This is a genomic window from Mycobacterium sp., assembly GCF_049585075.1.
GTDB lineage: Bacteria > Actinomycetota > Actinomycetes > Mycobacteriales > Mycobacteriaceae > Mycobacterium.
Genome location: NZ_JBAUZA010000125.1, coordinates 1 through 17785 on the forward strand (window position 1 = coordinate 1; position 17785 = coordinate 17785).

At 63.9% G+C, this 17785-nt stretch carries 18 protein-coding genes, 1 tRNA gene and 1 pseudogene; 7 read left to right on the plus strand and 13 right to left on the minus strand.

Features of this window, described 5'->3' with window-relative positions; all coding sequences use genetic code 11:
* The 6 genes from WB785_RS05840 to WB785_RS05865 form a co-directional block, all read left to right on the plus strand.
* Positions 1-858 (plus strand): metallopeptidase TldD-related protein (locus WB785_RS05840; protein WP_424077806.1); only part of this gene is annotated, 858 nt, incomplete at its 5' end.
* A 7-nt stretch (positions 859-865) separates the two neighbouring features.
* Positions 866-1705: a carboxymuconolactone decarboxylase family protein gene (locus WB785_RS05845; protein ID WP_424077807.1), complete on the plus strand. Its 840-nt coding sequence runs from the start codon at positions 866-868 to the stop codon at positions 1703-1705.
* A gap of 81 nt (positions 1706-1786) precedes the next feature.
* Entirely contained in the window at positions 1787-1969 is a 183-nt protein-coding gene (locus tag WB785_RS05850) for a hypothetical protein (protein WP_424077808.1), read from the plus strand.
* 44 nt (positions 1970-2013) lie between these two features.
* Positions 2014-2832, plus strand: coding sequence for an FkbM family methyltransferase (locus WB785_RS05855; RefSeq protein ID WP_424077828.1), 819 nt, complete (start codon positions 2014-2016; stop codon positions 2830-2832).
* Positions 2833-2886: 54 nt separating this feature from the next.
* Positions 2887-2960, plus strand: a tRNA-Ile gene (locus tag WB785_RS05860).
* Between the two features lie 289 nt (positions 2961-3249).
* Entirely contained in the window at positions 3250-5610 is a 2361-nt protein-coding gene (locus WB785_RS05865) for an arylsulfatase (protein WP_424077810.1), read from the plus strand.
* A gap of 123 nt (positions 5611-5733) precedes the next feature.
* Here WB785_RS05865 and WB785_RS05870 read toward each other — a convergent pair whose 3' ends face one another.
* The 8 genes from WB785_RS05870 to WB785_RS05905 all read right to left on the minus strand — a co-directional run bounded on the left by WB785_RS05870 (position 5734) and on the right by WB785_RS05905 (position 11317).
* Positions 5734-6216, minus strand: a complete 483-nt coding sequence (locus tag WB785_RS05870; RefSeq protein WP_424077811.1) for a hypothetical protein — start codon at positions 6214-6216, stop codon at positions 5734-5736.
* A gap of 85 nt (positions 6217-6301) precedes the next feature.
* Positions 6302-6514, minus strand: coding sequence for a hypothetical protein (locus WB785_RS05875; protein WP_424077812.1), 213 nt, complete (start codon positions 6512-6514; stop codon positions 6302-6304).
* A gap of 13 nt (positions 6515-6527) precedes the next feature.
* On the minus strand, positions 6528-6983 hold the full coding sequence (locus WB785_RS05880; protein ID WP_424077813.1) for a hypothetical protein: 456 nt from the start codon (positions 6981-6983) through the stop codon (positions 6528-6530).
* A 114-nt stretch (positions 6984-7097) separates the two neighbouring features.
* Positions 7098-7421, minus strand: coding sequence for a hypothetical protein (locus WB785_RS05885; protein ID WP_424077815.1), 324 nt, complete (start codon positions 7419-7421; stop codon positions 7098-7100).
* 38 nt (positions 7422-7459) lie between these two features.
* The gene (locus tag WB785_RS05890; protein WP_424077816.1) at positions 7460-8083 is read right to left on the minus strand and encodes a hypothetical protein; all 624 of its coding nucleotides are present in this window, start codon (positions 8081-8083) and stop codon (positions 7460-7462) included.
* 9 nt (positions 8084-8092) lie between these two features.
* Entirely contained in the window at positions 8093-9553 is a 1461-nt protein-coding gene (locus WB785_RS05895) for an SRPBCC family protein (protein WP_424077817.1), read from the minus strand.
* A gap of 35 nt (positions 9554-9588) precedes the next feature.
* Entirely contained in the window at positions 9589-10425 is an 837-nt protein-coding gene (locus WB785_RS05900) for an SDR family NAD(P)-dependent oxidoreductase (protein WP_424077818.1), read from the minus strand.
* A gap of 13 nt (positions 10426-10438) precedes the next feature.
* Complete coding sequence (locus WB785_RS05905; RefSeq protein ID WP_424077819.1) at positions 10439-11317, minus strand: phytanoyl-CoA dioxygenase family protein; 879 nt, start codon at positions 11315-11317, stop codon at positions 10439-10441.
* Between the two features lie 100 nt (positions 11318-11417).
* Here WB785_RS05905 and WB785_RS05910 point away from each other — a divergent pair, with 100 nt between their 5' ends.
* A complete protein-coding gene (locus WB785_RS05910) occupies positions 11418-12446 on the plus strand; it encodes an AraC family transcriptional regulator (protein ID WP_424077820.1) in 1029 nt (342 codons plus the stop codon).
* A 9-nt stretch (positions 12447-12455) separates the two neighbouring features.
* Here WB785_RS05910 and WB785_RS05915 read toward each other — a convergent pair whose 3' ends face one another.
* From WB785_RS05915 to WB785_RS05935, 5 genes and pseudogenes are all read right to left on the minus strand, one after another.
* Complete coding sequence (locus tag WB785_RS05915; protein WP_424077821.1) at positions 12456-13979, minus strand: flavin-containing monooxygenase; 1524 nt, start codon at positions 13977-13979, stop codon at positions 12456-12458.
* The gene (locus WB785_RS05920; protein WP_424077823.1) at positions 13976-15424 is read right to left on the minus strand and encodes an SRPBCC family protein; all 1449 of its coding nucleotides are present in this window, start codon (positions 15422-15424) and stop codon (positions 13976-13978) included. Before WB785_RS05920 ends, WB785_RS05915 begins: the two co-directional genes overlap by 4 nt.
* A gap of 7 nt (positions 15425-15431) precedes the next feature.
* Entirely contained in the window at positions 15432-16418 is a 987-nt protein-coding gene (locus tag WB785_RS05925) for an alpha/beta fold hydrolase (RefSeq protein WP_424077824.1), read from the minus strand.
* 38 nt (positions 16419-16456) lie between these two features.
* Positions 16457-17284 carry an SDR family NAD(P)-dependent oxidoreductase gene (locus tag WB785_RS05930; RefSeq protein ID WP_424077826.1) on the minus strand — a complete coding sequence of 276 codons (828 nt, stop codon included), beginning with the start codon at positions 17282-17284 and terminating at the stop codon, positions 16457-16459.
* A pseudogene (locus tag WB785_RS05935) lies at positions 17281-17785 on the minus strand (alpha/beta hydrolase); the annotation flags it as partial. The gene WB785_RS05930 and the pseudogene WB785_RS05935, both read right to left, overlap by 4 nt.

Sequence of the window (17785 nt, forward strand, 5' to 3'; positions counted from 1 at the left end):
GTGGAGATCAACGCCAAACGCGACGGTGCCAGCGCGTGGGTGGCGGTGGGCACGCCCGATTTTGCGGGTGTCCCAACGGATTTGCTGCTGGAGCGGCTTTCGATGCGGCTGGGTTGGGCCGAGCGCAGCGTCGAGCTGCCCGAAGGCCGCTACGAGACCATCCTGCCGCCGTCTGCAGTGGCCGACATGATGGTCTACCTGGGCTGGTCGATGGCCGGCCGGGGCGCAGAGGAGGGCCGCACCGCGTTGTGTTCCCTCGATGGCGGAACCCGGGTGGGGGAGCGGCTGACCGATTTGCCGCTGACGCTGTATTCCGATCCGAGCGTGCCCGGTTTGGACTGCACGCCGTTTGTGGCAACCGCGAGTTCGACGGAGACGCTGTCGGTTTTCGACAACGGGATGGATATCGAGCGGGTGGATTGGATCCGTGACGGGGTGATCAATGCGCTGGCCTACCCGCGGGCCGCGGCCGCCGAGTTCGCGGCTCCGGTCGCGGTGGCCGCCGACAACGTGGTGATGACCGGCGGCAGCGCCGGCTTGGCGGAGATGGTCGGGGCGACCGAGCGCGGTCTGCTGCTGACCACGCTGTGGTACATCCGCGAGGTCGATCCCACCACGCTGCTGATGACCGGGCTCACCCGCGACGGCGTCTACTTGGTCGAAGACGGCGAGGTGACGGCGGCAGTCAACAACTTCCGGTTCAACGAGAGCCCGTTAGACCTGCTGCGACGCGCCACCCAGGTGGGTGTCAGCGAGCGGACGCTGCCGCGGGAGTGGGGGGATTGGGTCACCCGGACGGCGATGCCGTCACTGCGGATTCCCGACTTTCACATGTCCTCGGTCAGCCAGGCGACATAATGCGAGGGTGCGTGACGACGAGCTGACCCGGCTGGTCGCGCTGTCGCCGGCCGACGGCCGGGCCGCCGCCCTGGTCCGGCGGGTGTGCGCGGAGACGTTGTCGTTGCCCCCACTTCCTGCCGAGGTCGAGGTGAGCAGCCCGGCATCAGATGTCGAAGCCGTCGTAGCCGACTTCGCTGAACAGTTCAGCGTCGACGTCTCGATGATCGCAGACCAGCGGCGCTCGGGGTTGTGGTCTGCGTTGGGGGATAGCACGTTTGGTGTCGTCGTGCAGATGTACATCGCCGACTTCGTCCCGCGAGTGCGCGCCGGGCTGGAGGTCCTCGGCGTCGGCCAAGAGTACCTGGGCTGGGCGGACGGCCAGATCGCCTGGGATCACAGGACCGACCCGTCCGACGCGGTGTTCAACGGTTTTCTGCCAGCGGTGGCGCGGCTGCGCGAACTCGATGCGCTGACGTCCGAGATGGTCCGGCTGCGCGGCGCGGCTCAACACAACTGCCGGTTGTGCAAGTCGCTGCGCGAGACGACCGCTCTCGATGCCGGCGGGTCGGAGACGCTCTATGGCGACATCGAGCACTTCGAAGCTTCAGTGCTGCTGACCGATCGGCAGAAAGCGGCGTTGCGGTATGCCGACGCGCTGATCTGGTCGCCAAGCCATATCGATCGCGCCGCCGCCGCCGGGGTGCGTGCGCACTTCTCCGACGCCGAGGCCGTCGAGCTGACCTTCGATGTGATGCGCAATGCCAGCAATAAAATCGCGGTGGCGCTGGGCGGCGATGCTCCGCGGGTGCAAAACGGCACTGAACAGTATCTACTCGACGTCGACGGTCAGACGGTGTTCACCTGACGTTTGTCTGTCTAACTGGACACGCGTGCGACTATTGCTTGCCGATAACCGCTCGACCGAAGGTGGGTAGCAGGAAACGCCATGGCGACAGCAAAGGAAGCGCAGCACGACGCTGCCGAGTCTCTATTCGGGGCCATCATCGCGGTGCTCGACAAGCACGAGGCCGACCACACCTTGACGCCGGAGGTTCTCGAGACGTTGGCCCGCGCCTACGCGGCGGCGGTTGCCAGCGGCGTTCCGGACCATCCACGCGTCGGCGTGTAGCGCCGACCCGCATCGGCTCGGGCGCCCAGTTGTTCCTTCGGGATTTGCTCTCGGCGTCGCGCCTCACACACGTCGTCGATGTCGGGGCCAATCCTCTAGACGGCGGCAAACCGCCTTACCTCCCGATGCTCAAGGCCGGCCTCTGTCATGTGACCGGCTTCGAGCCACAGCAGCAGGCTTTCTTGGCGCTCTTGCTAAAACGCGGCCCAAACGAGCTGTATCTGCCATGCGCGGTGGGCGACGGTAGGTCGCACACGTTGAAGGTTTGTCGCGCAACGGGAATGACGAGCCTACTCGAACCGGACCCCACGACGCTGGGATTATTTCCGAGTCTCCAATCGCATGGTGAAGTGATCGAGCGCGTTCCCACTGAGACTCGACGTCTCGACGATATCTCCGAGATCGAGCACGTCGACTTGCTCAAAATCGACGTCCAAGGAAGTGAGCTGCCTGTGTTCCAGAACGGGCAGCAGAAACTCGCCGAGGCGGTGGCGATTCAGACCGAGGTGTCGTTCATCACCTTGTATCTGAACCAACCGTCGTTCGGGGAGGTCGATTCGGAGCTACGTGGTCAGGGATTTATCCCGCACTGCTTCGCCGAGGTTAGCCGAAGACCGATCGGGGACTTCGAAGTCGATGCTCTTCCATGGGTCAATCAGCTCACGGAGGCCGACATCGTTTATGTGCGGGACTTTAGCGAGCCAGATGTCATGACAGATGAACAGTTGAAGCAACTGGGATTGATCGCGCATCACTGCTATCGCTCGGTCGACTTGGCATTTCGGTGTGTAGCCCTATTAGAGGAAAGGCGCGCGGTCGAGGCTGGAAGCGCGCAGCGCTACCGGAGTCTGTCGCGCAGCTAGGCCAGCGCCAACCGCCGCGCTCCAGGCGCTAACCTGAACAGTCGAATTGCACACGGGGCGGTAGCTCAGTTGGTTAGAGCCGCGGACTCATAATCCGTTGGTCGCGGGTTCGAGCCCCGCCCGCCCCACGTGAGAGCTGTATGACCTCGGCTGATGCGTGACATTTCGTGTTCGGGTGATGCGTGACAGTGTTTCGGCTGATCCTTGACACTCCTTCGATGAGGGAGTTGTGCGTGGCTGAGCAGAGATATCAGGCCGTGTTGGCGCTGGAGTCCGTCGCTGGCCATTCCCAACGATTCATCGGGAGTTGTCAGGTCGATCCGTCAAGCGCACCGAAAGTTGCTAGTAGATTCGGTCTCACTTCGAGCAATTCCGCTTCGATCACCTACCAGTGCAGCTTCGAGAAGAGGAGCAGCCATGTCGGATGCGGCCCCAAATAACAGCATCAATTCGACCAGTGGGTTGGTCGCGCCGAAGCTGCCGGGCGGGGCGACGTTGCCGTTTCCGCCGACACCGTCGGCGAGCATCGCCGGGCGAACTTTGCAGGAATCCACGTATGCCCAGCGTGTCGCTCCGCCTCGGCTGCATGAGGACTCGCCCAATATTGTGATTGTTTTGATCGACGACGCCGGGCCTGGTCTGCCGACGACGTTCGGTGGCGAAGTGCGTACCGCGACGATGGATCGGATCTGCGCCGAGGGCGTCAGCTATAACCGGTTCCACACAACGGCCATGTGTTCGCCGACGCGGGCCTCGCTGCTGACCGGACGCAATCACCATGAGATCGGCAACGGGCAGATCGCCGAACTGGCCAACGACTGGGACGGCTACGCCGGCAGGATTCCGCGCAGCAGCGCCCTGGTAGCCGAAGTGCTCAAGGACTACGGGTACAGCACCGGTGCGTGGGGCAAGTGGCACAACACCCCAGCCGAAGACACCACGGCCGCAGGCCCATTCGAAGACTGGCCCACCGGGCTGGGTTTCGAGTATTTCTACGGATTCCTGGCGGGGGAGGCGTCGCAATACGAGCCGCATTTGGTGCGCAACACGACCGTGGTGGCGCCACCAAAGACGCCCGAGGAGGGCTATCACCTGTCCGAGGATCTGGCCGACGACGCGATCGACTGGCTGCGCAACCACAAGGCGCTGCAAGCTGATAAGCCGTTCTTCATGTATTGGGCCAGCGGCTGCCTGCACGGTCCGCACCACATCATGAAGGAGTGGGCCGACCGCTATACCGGCAAGTTCGACGACGGCTGGGATGTCTACCGCCAGCGGGTCTTCGAGCGGGCCATGGAGAGGGGCTGGATCCCACAAGAATGTGAGCTCACCGACCGGGACGAGCGAATGAAGGCGTGGGACGACATTCCCGAGGACGAAAGACCGTTTCAGCGCCGACTGATGGAGGTGGCTGCCGGGTTCGCCGAACATTGCGATGTTCAGGTGGGCCGGATCGTCGATGAACTGGATCGGCTTGGCTACGGCGAGAACACGCTGTTTCTTTACATCTGGGGTGACAACGGATCCTCGGCCGAGGGACAGGACGGCACCATCGCCGAACTGCTTGCGCAGAACGGCATTCCGACCACCCCGCGGATGCACATCGACGCACTCGAGCAGCTCGGCGGCCTTGATGTGCTGGGCTCGCCAAAGACCGATAATCAATACCACTCCGGCTGGGGCTGGGCGGGCAGCACACCCTACAAGGGCGTGAAACTGCTCGCCTCGCATCTGGGCGGTACCCGCAATCCGCTGGCGATCCGCTGGCCCAAGAAAGTCGCGGCCGACCCGGTGCCGCGGGATCATTTCCTGCACTGCAACGACGTCGTACCGACCATTTACGAGATTGTCGGCATCGAGGCGCCGCTCATCGTCAACGGCGTGCCTCAAATCCCAATCGCCGGAGCAAGTTTCGCGCGCACGCTCACCGACCGGACCGCGCCCGGGGGGAAGAAGACCCAGTACTTCGAGGTGATGGGCAGCCGGGCGATCTATCACGACGGCTGGATGGCCTCAACGTTCGGTCCGCGGGTGCCGTGGTTACCGGGACTGCCACCCGGAATTAAAGATTGGACGCCCGACAATGACCGCTGGGAGCTCTATCACCTCGACGAGGACTGGTCGCAAGCCCGCGACCTTGCCGCTGAGAAGCCGGACAAGCTCGCGCAGATGCGCGAACTGTTCGCCATCGAAGCCGCACGCAACTCCGTACTTCCTATCGGCGGCGGCCTGTGGGTGCCCGTCTTCCATCCCGAATTGCGCATCACACCGCCCTATCGCGAATGGGAGTTTCCCGGCACGATCACCCGCATCCCCGAGTTCTGTGCGCCAGCACTGGGCACCAAGAGCAACACTGTCACAATCGAGGCCGACCTGCCCTCCGAAGCCAGTGGAGTCCTCTATGCTCTTGGCGGCTTTGCCGGCGGGGTCACCTGCTACCTCGACGACGGCTACCTGTGCTACGAGTACAACCTATTCATCATCTCGCGCACCAAGATTCGCTCGACAGCCAAACTGCCGCCCGGACCCACCCGGATCGTGGTGGAAACCCGACATGCCGAGCAGCGCCCCGCCGGGCCGCTCGACGTCAGCATCAAAGTGGGCCCAGAGGTCCTCGCGACGGGCCGGGTCCCGGTCAGCGCACCGCTGCTGTTCACCGCGAACGATTGCCTTGACATCGGCTGCTGCCTCGGCTCACCGGTGTCGCTCGACTACTACGACAAGGCCCCTTTCCCCTTCACCGGTCAGATTGAGCGCGTCCGAGTGGCATACACCTGACACACCGTCCGGGGACGAAGTCATGCTTAACTGCGAAACTCCATGAGGAGTTCACACGCCGCTCGGGTTGTTTGGCGATTCGATAGGAGTCAACGCTTCGCCGTCTTGAGGCCTCCCAATGCACTACGGGTGCGTCGCTGCGGGTGCGGAAGCGGCCTCCTCCGTGCGTATCGAGCGCAGCATCACCACGGCCACTGTCACCACCCAAGTCACCAACGCGCTGAGGGGAATCCAGAACGCGAACACCCCGTTCCAGGCCAACGGCCCGTCGTTGAACACCACGACCAGAGAACCCGGCATCGACAGCAGCACAAACCAAATGTTGAAGTAGCCGAACCAGCGCGGAAATGTCGGCGGGTCGTTGCGGTCGACGAAGGTTGCCACGGTGAGCACCAGAGCTTGTATCAGGCCCGGGAAGATTATGCCGATGAAGGTCAGCCAGAACACGTCGTTGAGCGCCTGGGTGATCTCTGGCGGGCGCTGCTCGGGACGGAATGCCGCGGCCGCGACTGTCATCACCGGAAAGATGTACACAGGCACGAAGATGACCCCCGCGAACAGTTGAGTGACCGCCAGCACTCCCCACTGGCCCTCGACGCGGCGCACCCGCAGGCAGATGACGGCAACACCCGGATCGCGCCGAGTGCCATCACCACGAACAGCGAGCTGAGCAGCAGCGCCAGAGTGTTGGTCAGGCCGACGCCGACATGCAGCGTCTTGCGCGACCGTCGAACAACCCGGGGTTCTTCGACCGCTCAACCATGAACGTCGCGAAAAACGCACCGAAGACGAGCATGTCACCCAGCAGGAACACCCAAGTGCCCTGCTCGCCCGGAATGCGGCGTTGCGCTTTCGACGGGGTCGACGGTGCTGTGCTAACCGTCACGGCGCTGCTATCGTCCACGCGCTGCACACTACTAACGCGATTGAGAATTCTCGGCGCGCTGGCGGCGGCCGCGGCTGACGAACGTGGCTGCTGCCCGCAGCACGCCACGTAGCGCATAGGCGGCGGCGAGGATCGACAGCAGGATCAGCGCGATAAACACTGGCAGCCAATCGGTCCGGCTGTGCTTGATGTTCCACCAGACCACGGTGAACAACACCGTGCAGAGGAACAACACGATGTCACGCCAGTTTCCCTTGTACGACGCGGCCGCCGCGCGCAGCGCGCGGCTCTTCTCGGTGGCGGCGACCAGGTCGTCGATGCGGGCATCGATCGTGCGCTGCACCGCGGCCCTTCGGGCCGTCGCCTCCGGCGGAAGCCGATCCAACAGGTCCATGTCCTGCTTGATCAGCGCTCGATAATCGGGCGCCTTGAGCTGCCCCGCCGCCGCACCCAGCAGCGCGCCGCCGACGACAGGAGCCGTACCCAACGCGATTGAAGCCAGACCCGTCGTGTGAACACCTCCGTGTTTGTGACCATTCGAAATGCGCCACCCCGCAAAAATTGTGGCTTCACGGCGGCTGGTCTGCACGATGTGCCGCTCTCAGCCGCGCGAGGCTTCTTCGTCCGCTTGCTGCGAGTTGTGTACCCAGGTTGCCAAAAGCCCGGTGAGCAGTAGCCACCCGACGACAGTGATCGGAATCGCCCAGGTGCGACGGATGAGCAGCGCCGTGCCGCACTGCACGACAAGGCCGTCGCCGCCGGCGTCGGCGGCTTGAGCGAGGTTGGAGCTAAAGCCCCTGCCACAGGCGATCTGCATGCCGAATTGGTCGTAGTGATTCAGATAGACCGGCCACCAAAGCGCCATCAGTCCCAAGACCACCAGCAATGCGCCCGCGGTGACGAGGACGATCTGACGATTGCTCATGTGCTTCCTTATCTTTGTTGGGGCCCCGAAAACGCGGCTCACAGCCGTGCTGCGTCACCGGCGGTGAACGGGTTATCGGCGGGAAGTGGTTTGATCAGCGGCTCCAGCAGTTTGGCGGACTGTTCGACGGTGAGGACATCGGCCGGGTCGAGTGGGATGATCTCGCGGAGCGTCTCGTCGTATTCCCAGACATGCTCGCCGATCAGGCGGCCGTGGTCGTCGTAGGGCCAGATCATGTGCTCGGCGGTCTTGGTCAGGTAGGTGGCGTCGGGATCGACCGGCGCGCCGCCGGCGGCGGCGAGGATGCTGCCAGGGGTCTGTTGGTAGATACTCCCCGTCGAGACGATCATGTGGTCGCTGACGGCAAGTTTCTCGTCGCCGCCGTCGTAGAAGATGCACTGGCCGGTGCGGGCCCACTCGCGGTAGAGGTCTTTGACGGCCTCGGCCCCTTCGATGGTGGTGGTGGCGCCAACGAAATTGAAGTGGTAGACGGGTTTCTCGACGGTCATGTCGGGGGCAAAGATTTCCTCGAAACGCCCGGCCATTTCTAGGTAGCGGTGCCGGTTGTAGGCGTGCAGGAGGTAGAGGTGGCGCGGATTGGTCGTCGTCTCGATCAGTCGCTCTACGGCGACGTTGGTCTGGGTGATGTCGAAGCGGCTCATCGTGAATTCCTAACGTTGTGGGGATTGGTGTTTCGCGCGAACTAGCGGGCGGGTTTCGATGCGGGGTTTGAGGTGTTTCTCCAACATGGAGCTCAACTGTCGTTGCAACAGTCGTTGGAGCAGCGCGCCGGTGCCGGGGAGCTTGGGCCGAAAGCGGATGGCCCAGTGCAGCTCGGTGCGCGCGCCGACTTGCTTGAGGGTGATTTCGCCTTGGTGATTGGCCAGGGGTGAGCCTTGGATGACGCGGTAGCGAACGCTTTGCTGCGGGTTCGATGCGATCACTTGCTCGACGACCTGGCCTACCCCGGGCGGGCCCTGCATCACGCGTTCCGAACCGGCGCCGTGGCGTTCTGTGCAGCCGTGCTTGCGCACCGTCACCGGATTGAAGCCGATCCACTGGGCCATGGTGTCTTGATCGGTGATCGCCTCCCAGACTTCGGAAGGCGGTCCGTTAATCGTGAGCCGGTGTTGAATGCTGCGCGTGTCGGGATCGGGGCGCTTGTGCACGGGGCGTGGCTGGAATCCGACCAGCCGGTCGATCAGCCCAGGCTTTGTCCACATCAACTCGACGGAGAAGCCGTGCTTGTCGTTGACGTAGACGACGCCGGCGCCGGGTGCATGGGCAGGCCGGTGATTCGGTTTCGCGCCGAACGCTTCGACACGTTGGTGGACCTCGTTGAAGTCGGGTTTGATGCGCGCGCCGAACGCGATGTTGAGGATGCCCTGGTCGGATATGCGGTAGTTGTTGGGCCACGGTTTTCCGACGGGATCGAGGTAGTGCACCACTTCGACGAGCACCTCACCGCCGTCGAACACCCTGCTGTGGGTGGTGGCACCGGGCAGCCCCCACAGTGCCTCATGGGCTGGGGTGTGCAGGATGACGGTGCTGGGCTTGAGGCCGACACCGGTTTCGAAATACGCTGCCGCGTCGGCCAGTTCGGGCACCGACAGCGTCACCGAGCGGATCGCCGCCGGGCAATCCAGGCGCCCGCGCTTGTTGAATTGCGGCACCGGGTCGTCTTCCATTATCTCGACATACACGCCGTCGGGATTGCGCACGCAGGCACGTCGCAGACCCCGCTCTCCCTGTGGCGCGGTCAGCGGCTGACTGCCGAGTCGAGCGAGATTTTCCAGTGTGGCATCGAAGTCTTCGACCCAGATCCCGATGCGGGTGTAGCCGATGTCGCAGGGCCGGGCATCGGCCGGCATTAGTTTGGCGATCGGGTGCTCGAACTGGAACAGTTCGAGCTGAAACCACGAGTTGCGGCCGACCAACCACCAGCAGGTCGAAGCGGCCCGCGGCAGCCCCTGCACGTGGGCGGCCAGTGGGCCGCGCATCAGCGCGCGGCTCCCGCCGGCCGGTAGCAGCCCGAAACCTTCCCGAAACCACCGTTCGGTGAGCCTCAGGTCGACCACCGAAAAAGCGATCTGATTCAGCGGGGGAACAAAGCCGGTAGTCGTTGTGCTCATTGGTAATTCATCCTCTTGGTTGACAACGCCGGCTGTTAAGGTCGGCTCGGTTGGCGGGAAAGCGCAAGCAGCAATCGATCCCGTGCGGTGGTCGGCAGCGTGTTCACCAAAGCCATCTGCAGTTTGGGGCCGACACCGACGACGTAGCGGGCCCGCGGGTGGCGGGCGGTCAACGCCGCTTGTACGACGGCTGCCACCTTTTCCGGCGCAACGGCGATTCTCTGCGACATCGGAATCGACTTCGTAAAGCCGGCAAGGTGGCAGTCGTACAGATTCCGATGCTGCTCAGACATCGCAGCGGCGGTGGCTTCAAACATGGTGTCGACGGTGCGCCACATATCGGTGTCGGTTTGCGGCGGCTCGATGATCACCACCGGGATGTCCCACGGCTTGAGTTCCAAGCGAAGCGCGTCGGCGGTGGCCTCCAGCGCGAACTTCGATGCGCAGTAGGCCCCCATCAGCGGGGAGGTCACCTTGCCGTTGAGACTGGACATGAACACGACCCGGCCACGGGAGCGGCGCAAGCGCGGCAACACCGCCTGCGTTACCGCGAGCTGACCGACCACATTGACGTCGAGGTGCCGACGCAATTCATCAAGGGTGACCGCTTCCATCGGCCCGCCGACCACCATGCCAGCGTTGTTGACCACGGCGTCGAGCCGCTCAGGCAGCGACGTGTCCAGCGCGGCAACGTCGTCGGCGTTAGTCACGTCGAGGATGACCGGGGTGATGCGGTGATGGGCGGCTTTCAACTTGGCCGCGTCCTGCTCGGTGCGCACCCCGGCGATGACGTCCCAACCCTTGGCTGCCAAGTCGGTCACCACGCAATTGCCGATGCCCCGGGAGGCCCCGGTGACCAGAACTGAACTCATTGCTCGACCCTCCTCAAATCGCCGGAAACTGATCCGGGAAGTCGCTGACCGATTGCCCATCGGCGAACGTCCGCCCAGCGACTTCGACCTGAGTGGGCACCATGTTCGGTCGGCGACGCATCGTGATGCTGTCGTCGCCACAGACCAGCGACAGCACACGGCGCTTGGTCGGGCTGTTCTGGGCCGCGCCGGCATGGTGTAAGAGGTGGAAATTGAACACCACAAGGTCGCCGGGTTGCAGCTGGTAGCCAATGATGTCGAAGGAATCCCGGTGCGCCTCGACGTCGGGGGTCTGGGCGTAGGGCTCCGGTGAGTGATCGAAGTAATACGCGTTGGCTTCGGCGTTGACGGCCTCGGCCTTGTAGGCGTCGAGGTCGCCGGAGACGTAGAACGCGTTCCACAGATGCGATGCGCGCACGACCTCGATGGCGGTCTCACGGGCAACCGGATCCACCGGAATCCAAATGCGGACCATGTTCAGCCCGTCGAAGCAGCTAGCACCGGTGTCCTGGTGCCACGGCGTTTCCAAGATGTCGCCGGCGTCCTTGTAGAAGATGTTGTCGTGCAACAGACGCACCTGCGGCGCCTGCAGGATTTCCTGGGCAATGCGCCCGACGCCGGACTGGCGCACGGCGCTGCGCAGCTTTTCGTTGAAATTCGACGAGAGCTGCTCGGCGATGGCATAGCTGCGCTCGCTTTCGAAGATCGTGGCGTAGGGGCCGGGCACCTCGCGTTGTTCATCGATGCCGGCGCGGATCGTTTCGATCCATTCTGGTGTGAGGATGTCGCGCAGGCACACCACGCCGTCGCGGCGGTACTGCTGGATTTCCTCGTTGGTGATGGCCCGCTTCAGCGGCGCCGCGGAAGTCGACATTGTGGCGACCTGTTCCATGTGGATCAACTCCTTTTCGTTGAACTGATAGCGTCGACGCTAGGGCCCGGCCACCCCCGATGTCTTTCCATTTGGCGACACGTGTTTTACATTTGACGACATGCCTATTGCGGTGCCGGTCTACGCCCGGGTGCGCACCTTGACCGGATTTGCCGAGCTGGTCAGCGGCTGTGGCGGCGATGTTGGGGCGTTGCTGGAGTCGGTCGGATTGGACGCCGACGTGCTGTCAAGGCCCGACGCGATGGTTCCGTTCGGCGCAGCGGCCGCGCTGCTCGACCGCGCCGCCGAGACGCTGGGGCTGCCCGATATTGGCCTGCGCCTGGGGGGCTTGCAGGATATTTCGGTGCTCGGGCCGGTCGCGCTGACCGCCCGCTACGCCGCCGATGTGCGCGAAGCACTGCAAGCGATCGTCCGCCACATGCCCTATCACACGCCCGGCACACAGTTGACGATGAACACCGATACCGCTGCCGGGATGACCTGCCTGCATTGCGGCTTGCCGGGCTTCGTCGGTGCGCCCAGCCGCCACGTCGTTGAACTGTCCTATGTCATCGCGTGCAAGGTCCTTCGGATGATCGCCCAAGATGCCGGCGCCGACTGGCAGGTGAGCCTGCCGCACTCGCCGGGGGTCACCCCTGCGCGCTACCGCAAGGCGTTCGGATGCACCGTCTTGTTCGAGCAGCCGTTTGACGCTCTGATTTTTCCATCGGTGTTGCTCGACGTGAGGATCGACCAGGCCGATCACGAATTGCGCCGCAAGGCCGAGCGCTACATCCACGATGTGGTGCAACGCTTCCCACTCGACATCGGCAAACAGACCTCGGCACTTGTCGATCGCCACCTAGCGACCGGACATTTCAGCCTGTGCGACATCGCGCGCCAACTCCGACTGCATGAACGGACACTTCAGCGACGGCTAAGCGAGCAAAATCTGGTTTTCGAGAACATCGTCGATCAATTACGGCGCGAGCACGCCAGTGAATACCTGCAGTCCTCCGCCATACCGCTGATACAGGTCGCCGCATTGCTGGGCTACAGCAATCAGGCGGCCTTTACCCGCGCCTGCCGTCGCTGGTTTGGCGACAGTCCCCAAAGGTTGCGGCGGAACCAATCACCCACGGGTGGCTGAAGAAGCGAGTCATGCTGGCGTCGCGTACTTCTCAGCGGAGACCGGCAGGTCGCGGGCGTGCACCGCGTGGTATGCGTTGAGGTCGAATGTGCGGGTCTGCTGGCGGAAGCGGAACGTGAAGCCCGGCCACATGGTGGTGATCTTGCCGAACTTGTCGCGGTACCAGCTCGAGCAGCCACCGACTTCCCACACCGAGTTTCGCAATCCTCGTTGGATACTCGCGTTGTAGGCGCGCTGCGCGTCCTTGCGGACCTCGACGGTCGCGATGCCCCTTGTGGTCGTCGTCCGGATCAGATCGCGCAGATAGTTCAGCTGCGACTCGATCATGAACACGGCCGACGTGTGACCCGACCCCGTTCCGGGCCCGGTCATGACGAACAGGTTGGGGAAACCATGCACGGTCGAGCCCTTGTACGCCTTCGCGCCCGCCCGTTGCCAGGTGTCGGCGAGGCTATTCCCGCCGCGGCCGATGATGCACTCGTTGGTCGGTGAGTCCGTGACGTGAAAGCCGGTGGCCACGACGATCGCGTCGACCCCTCGAACGCTGCCATCGGCGGTGACGATGGCGTTGGGTCGCACCGCAGCGATGCCATCGGTGACGACGTCGACATGCGGTTGTGCCAGTGCGGGGTAGTAGGTGTTCGACATCAGGATGCGCTTGCAACCGATCTGCCAGCGAGGGGTGACCTTCGCGCGCAGTTGTGCATCGGCGATCGCGCGCTTGATGTGGCGTTTGGCCAATTTCTGCACCGGCACAAGCATTTTAGGCGCATACGTCAAGGCGAAACCGATTAGTTCCTTGCTCCAGTACATCGCACTTCGTACGAAACGCTGGTAGCCGGGAACGTACGCGAAGGCAAGGCGTTCTGTGGTCGTGTATTCGCGGTCGAGACGAGGAAGCACCCACGGTGCGGTGCGCTGATACACGTCCAGTTGCCGCACAGTTTTGGCCAGTTCGGGGATGATCTGGATGGCCGAGGCTCCGGTCCCGATGACGGCGACGCGTTTGCCGGTCAGGTCGACGTCGTGGTTCCACCGGGCGGAGTGGAAGATCTCGCCCGCGAACTCGTCGAGACCGTCGATGTCGGGCAATGCCGGCTCGGTGAGCGGACCCACCGCCGAGACAACGAAATTCGCCGTGAACGTTCCCGCTGACGTGCTCACGTGCCACTGTGCCTCCTGCTCGTCCCAGCGCACTTCGTGAACCTCGCAGCCAAACCGGTGTCTGTCCAGAACCCGATGCTGTCGAGCCACCTGCTGGATGTAGGCCTCGATTTCGGGCTGTTTGGAGTACGAACGGGTCCACGTCCGGTTCGGTGCGAACGAGTAGGAGTACAGGTGGGAAGGCACATCGCAGGCTGCGCCGGGATAGGTGTTGACCCGCCAGGTGCCGCCAACATTGCTTCCGCGCTCGACCACCAGATAGTCGGTATACCCATCCTTTTGGAGCGCGATCGCGGCGCCGAGACCGGAGAAACCTGCCCCGATGATCAACACGCCGACATGGTGTGGGTCGGGTGGATTCGCGTTCATTTGACAGCCGTTTCTGCGCTTGCCGATTCGAGGTAGGGCTTGAGGTGTTCGTTCAGCATGGTGCGCAACCTGGCCTGCAACACCTTCTGCAGGAGCGCGCCGGTGCCGGCGACCTTGGGTCGAAAGCGGATGGACCAAACCAACTCGGTCTGCGCGCCGGACTGCTTCAGGGTGACCTCGCCTTGGTGATTGCTCAGCGGTGACCCTTCAATGACGCGGTAGCGCAGGTGTTGCAGCGGGGTCGTGGCTAACACTTGCTCGACGACCTGGCCAACTCCGCGCGGGCCTTGCATCAGGCGTTCGGTACCAGCGCCGTGGCGCTGTGTCCAGCCTTCCTTGCGGACGACGACCGGGTCGAAACCGATCCACCGGGCCATGTTGTCTTGATCGGTGATTGCGTCCCACACCTTGTCCGCGGGGGCGCTGATGATGATCCGATGATCGATCCGGCGGGTATCCGGATCCGGTCGCTTGCCCACTGGTCGTGGCTTGAACCCGAAGATCCGGTCGGCCAATCCCGGCTTCGTGCGCAGGATCTCGACCGAAAAGCCATGCGGATCATTGACATAGACCACCGAGCCAGTCGCCGGGAGGTGAACGGGCCGGCAATTGGGCTGGGCGCCGAAGGCTTCGGCATGTCGATAGACCGCGTTGAAGTCGGCCTTGCGACGCGCACCGAACGCGATGTTGAGGATGCCCTGGTCGGACAACCGGTAGTCATGAGGCCGCGGCTTTCCGACCGGGTCGAGGTATTGCACCACCTCGATGAGGACCTCGCCGGCATCGAAAAGCCGGCTCTTTGTGGTCGCGCCTGCGAGGCCCCACAGCGCCTCGTGCTCTGGCGTGTGCAGCGTGGCGGTGCTGGCCTTGAGGCCAATGCCTTCTTCGAAAAACGCTGCAACGTCGGACAACTGGGGTACCGACAACGTCACCGAACGGATCGCCGCCGGGCAATCGATGCGTCCGCGCTGGTTGAGTTGCGGCAGCGGGTCGTCTTCCATGATTTCGACATAGACGCCGTCGGGATTGCGCACGCAAGCATGCCGTCCGCCCCGCTCGCCCATTGGATCAGCCAGCGGCTGGCTGCCAAGTCCGGCAAGCTTTTTCATCGTGGCGTCGAAGTCCTCGACCCAGATGCCGATGCGGGTGTAGCCGATGTCGCAGGGCCGAAAATCCGCCGGCATTAATGTGGCGATCGGCCGTTCGAATTGGAACAGCTCCAGCTGAAACCACGAGTTTCGGCCCAGCAGCCACCAGCAGGTCGAGGCCGCCCGGGGTAGCCCCTGCACATTGGCCGCCAGCCGGCCGCGCATCAACGCCCGACTGCCGCCGGACGGTAGCAGGCCGAAGCCTTCGCGAAACCAACGGTCGATGAGGCGCAAGTCGACCACGGAGAACGCGATCTGATTGAGCGGCGGCGCGAAGCCGGCGGTTCTTGTGGCCATGGCGATTTCATTCCTTGGTGATGGACGGCGACTGCGGCGCGCTGTCCAATCCGGCGAGGAAGTCGAGCAGCGCGGCATTGACTTCCTTTGGCCGCTCGATGGGAAGCCAATGGCCGGCACCTTCGAGTACGACGTTGGCTTGCAAGTTGGGTGCGTTCTGCGCCAAGTTGGCGAGCGGAACCGCGAGCAGCACGTTCATGGGATCCAGGCTGCCGATCATGAAGTGGGACGGCTGCGTGATCTTGCTCTGCTGCAGACGGCGGGTGAGCCCGATGCCGCGGTCGATGCTGCGATACCAGTTGATCGGACCGCGGAACCCATCGCGGTAATCCTCGACGTATTGATCAAGGTCTTCCTCGGTGAGCCAGCTGGGCAGCGGATCAGGGTCGACCAAACCGTCGAGCATCTTTGAGCTCGCGGGCTTGGGACGCATGAACCCGAATTCCGGCGCGTCACCGCTGACGGAGTAATACAGCATGCGAAGCGACTTGCGCACGTCGGCGTCCAGTTCGGCCTCGGCCACACCGGGCTGCTGGAAGTAGACGGTGTAGACGAAGTTGTCGCCGAAGTTCTCCTGGCGTGTCAGGGCGCCGACGGGCGTCCCTATAGTTGGCGGCACGCTCAGCGCGAAGACCGCGTTTACCCGTTGCGGATACAGCAACGCGACGTGCCAGCCGACGATCGCACCCCAGTCGTGGGTGACCAGCGTGAACGTCTCGTGTCCCAGTGCATCGGCGATACCGACCGCATCGGCGGACAGCTGCAGCAGGTCGTAGGCTTCAACTCCTGCTGGTTTGTCGCTGCCGCCGTAGCCGCGTTGATCGGGCACGGCAACCTGATAGCCAGCGGCGACCAAGTCGTCGATCTGGTTGCGCCAGAGGTAGCCGCTCTGCGGAAAGCCGTGCAGCAGAAGAAGTAACGGGCCGCTGCCTTCCACGATCACCTTCAGCTTGATGCGGTTGGTTTCGATCATCCGGACAGTGCGTTGTTTCATGTGTGCCTCCTTGATGGCGTTCTGAGCCGTGGTGCGGTCTATTTGGCGAGGACGGCGGATGTGCGGGCGGCCAACCATCGCGCCACGGGCGGCGCGATGCGGGTTAGCGCGTACATCAGATGGGCTTCGGGTGCGATCGGGGCGACCGCGCGGTTGCGGCCGGCCGCGCGCAGAATGTTGACCGCTGCCCGTTCGGGTGCGTAACCGCGACGCTCATACAGCCTGGCGACCCTAGCGGCTCGTTCATCGGCGTGGGCCCCACGCATGACGCTGGTGCGGGTGATCGGGGTGTTGATCAGGCCCGGGCAGATGGTGGTCACCCCGATCTTGTGTCGGCGCATCTCGATGCGCAGGGCCTCGGAGAAGCCGAACGTGGCGAATTTGGTGACGGAGTAGGCGAACATCGCCGGGACCGCGGCGTAGCCGGCCGAGGAGGCCACGTTGACGACTTGGCCTCCGGTGCCGCGTTCGATCATGCGGGGGATGAATCGCTCGCAGCCGTGCACCACCCCCATCAGGTTGACCGCGATCTGGCGGTCCCAGTCCTCGGGTGCGGTGTCGAAGAAACCGGCCCCTACGCCGATGCCGGCGTTGTTGATCAGCAGATCCACCGCCTTGAACCGGGAGTGCACGGCCTCGGCGAATTCATCCATCGCCTCTGTATCGGTGACGTCGACGGTCTGCGAGAGCACCTCGGCGCCCAGTTCGCGGGCGGCCTCGGCGGTCTCCTTCAGGCCGGCTTCGTTCAGATCGCAGATGGCCAGCCGAGCGCCGCGTCGTGCACACAGAAGGGCGGTGGCGCGGCCCATTCCGCTGCCCGCACCAGTAATGAGCACGACCCGGTTGCGCAGGTTCTTGACGTTCATCGGTGACTCCAATCGGTGGTGGTGTTTGCGGCGTGCTGGGACCCGGAGGCCGACAGGCGGTGGCCCAGGAAATCGAGCTGGTCGGCCAGGATGCGCTGATGTGCGGGTTCGGTGTAGACGTCCACGTGGTCGATGGGGTACTCGCGCAGCTCCGCGTGAGCGCCGGCTCTGGCGACCGCTCGACGGGCGGTGGCGAGCGGGGCGATGCGGTCTTCGGTGCCGGCCTGCACCAGCAGCGGACAACGGAGACGCGGCGCGAACGTGATGGGCCGGTTGAACGCCACCTGCAGCGCCGTACGCGCGCACACCTCGTTGCGCCAGCTCGGGCCCGCGACGGCGGTGTAGTCCTGCTCGGCGCCGTCGATGGCGAAGATCGCCCGCGAGCCCGGCGCTCCGACCATCGGCACCCGATGCGGCCCGCGTCGTGTCACCGCTCGCTGTGCATCGCGCAGACCGTGTGCGGCCGTGCGCAGCAGATGACGTATGCCGACGGTGCGTGCC

What these genes read in the sequence shown, in the direction of transcription:
- WB785_RS05850 (WP_424077808.1), top strand. Translation starts at nt 1,787, where the DNA reads ATGGCGACAGCAAAGGAAGCGCAGCACGACGCTGCCGAGTCTCTATTC.
- WB785_RS05865 (WP_424077810.1), top strand. Translation starts at nt 3,250, where the DNA reads ATGTCGGATGCGGCCCCAAATAACAGCATCAATTCGACCAGTGGGTTG.
- WB785_RS05885 (WP_424077815.1), bottom strand. Translation starts at nt 7,421, where the DNA reads ATGAGCAATCGTCAGATCGTCCTCGTCACCGCGGGCGCATTGCTGGTG.
- WB785_RS05890 (WP_424077816.1), bottom strand. Translation starts at nt 8,083, where the DNA reads ATGAGCCGCTTCGACATCACCCAGACCAACGTCGCCGTAGAGCGACTG.
- WB785_RS05895 (WP_424077817.1), bottom strand. Translation starts at nt 9,553, where the DNA reads ATGAGCACAACGACTACCGGCTTTGTTCCCCCGCTGAATCAGATCGCT.
- WB785_RS05900 (WP_424077818.1), bottom strand. Translation starts at nt 10,425, where the DNA reads ATGAGTTCAGTTCTGGTCACCGGGGCCTCCCGGGGCATCGGCAATTGC.
- WB785_RS05905 (WP_424077819.1), bottom strand. Translation starts at nt 11,317, where the DNA reads ATGGAACAGGTCGCCACAATGTCGACTTCCGCGGCGCCGCTGAAGCGG.
- WB785_RS05910 (WP_424077820.1), top strand. Translation starts at nt 11,418, where the DNA reads ATGCCTATTGCGGTGCCGGTCTACGCCCGGGTGCGCACCTTGACCGGA.
- WB785_RS05915 (WP_424077821.1), bottom strand. Translation starts at nt 13,979, where the DNA reads ATGAACGCGAATCCACCCGACCCACACCATGTCGGCGTGTTGATCATC.
- WB785_RS05920 (WP_424077823.1), bottom strand. Translation starts at nt 15,424, where the DNA reads ATGGCCACAAGAACCGCCGGCTTCGCGCCGCCGCTCAATCAGATCGCG.
- WB785_RS05925 (WP_424077824.1), bottom strand. Translation starts at nt 16,418, where the DNA reads ATGAAACAACGCACTGTCCGGATGATCGAAACCAACCGCATCAAGCTG.
- WB785_RS05930 (WP_424077826.1), bottom strand. Translation starts at nt 17,284, where the DNA reads ATGAACGTCAAGAACCTGCGCAACCGGGTCGTGCTCATTACTGGTGCG.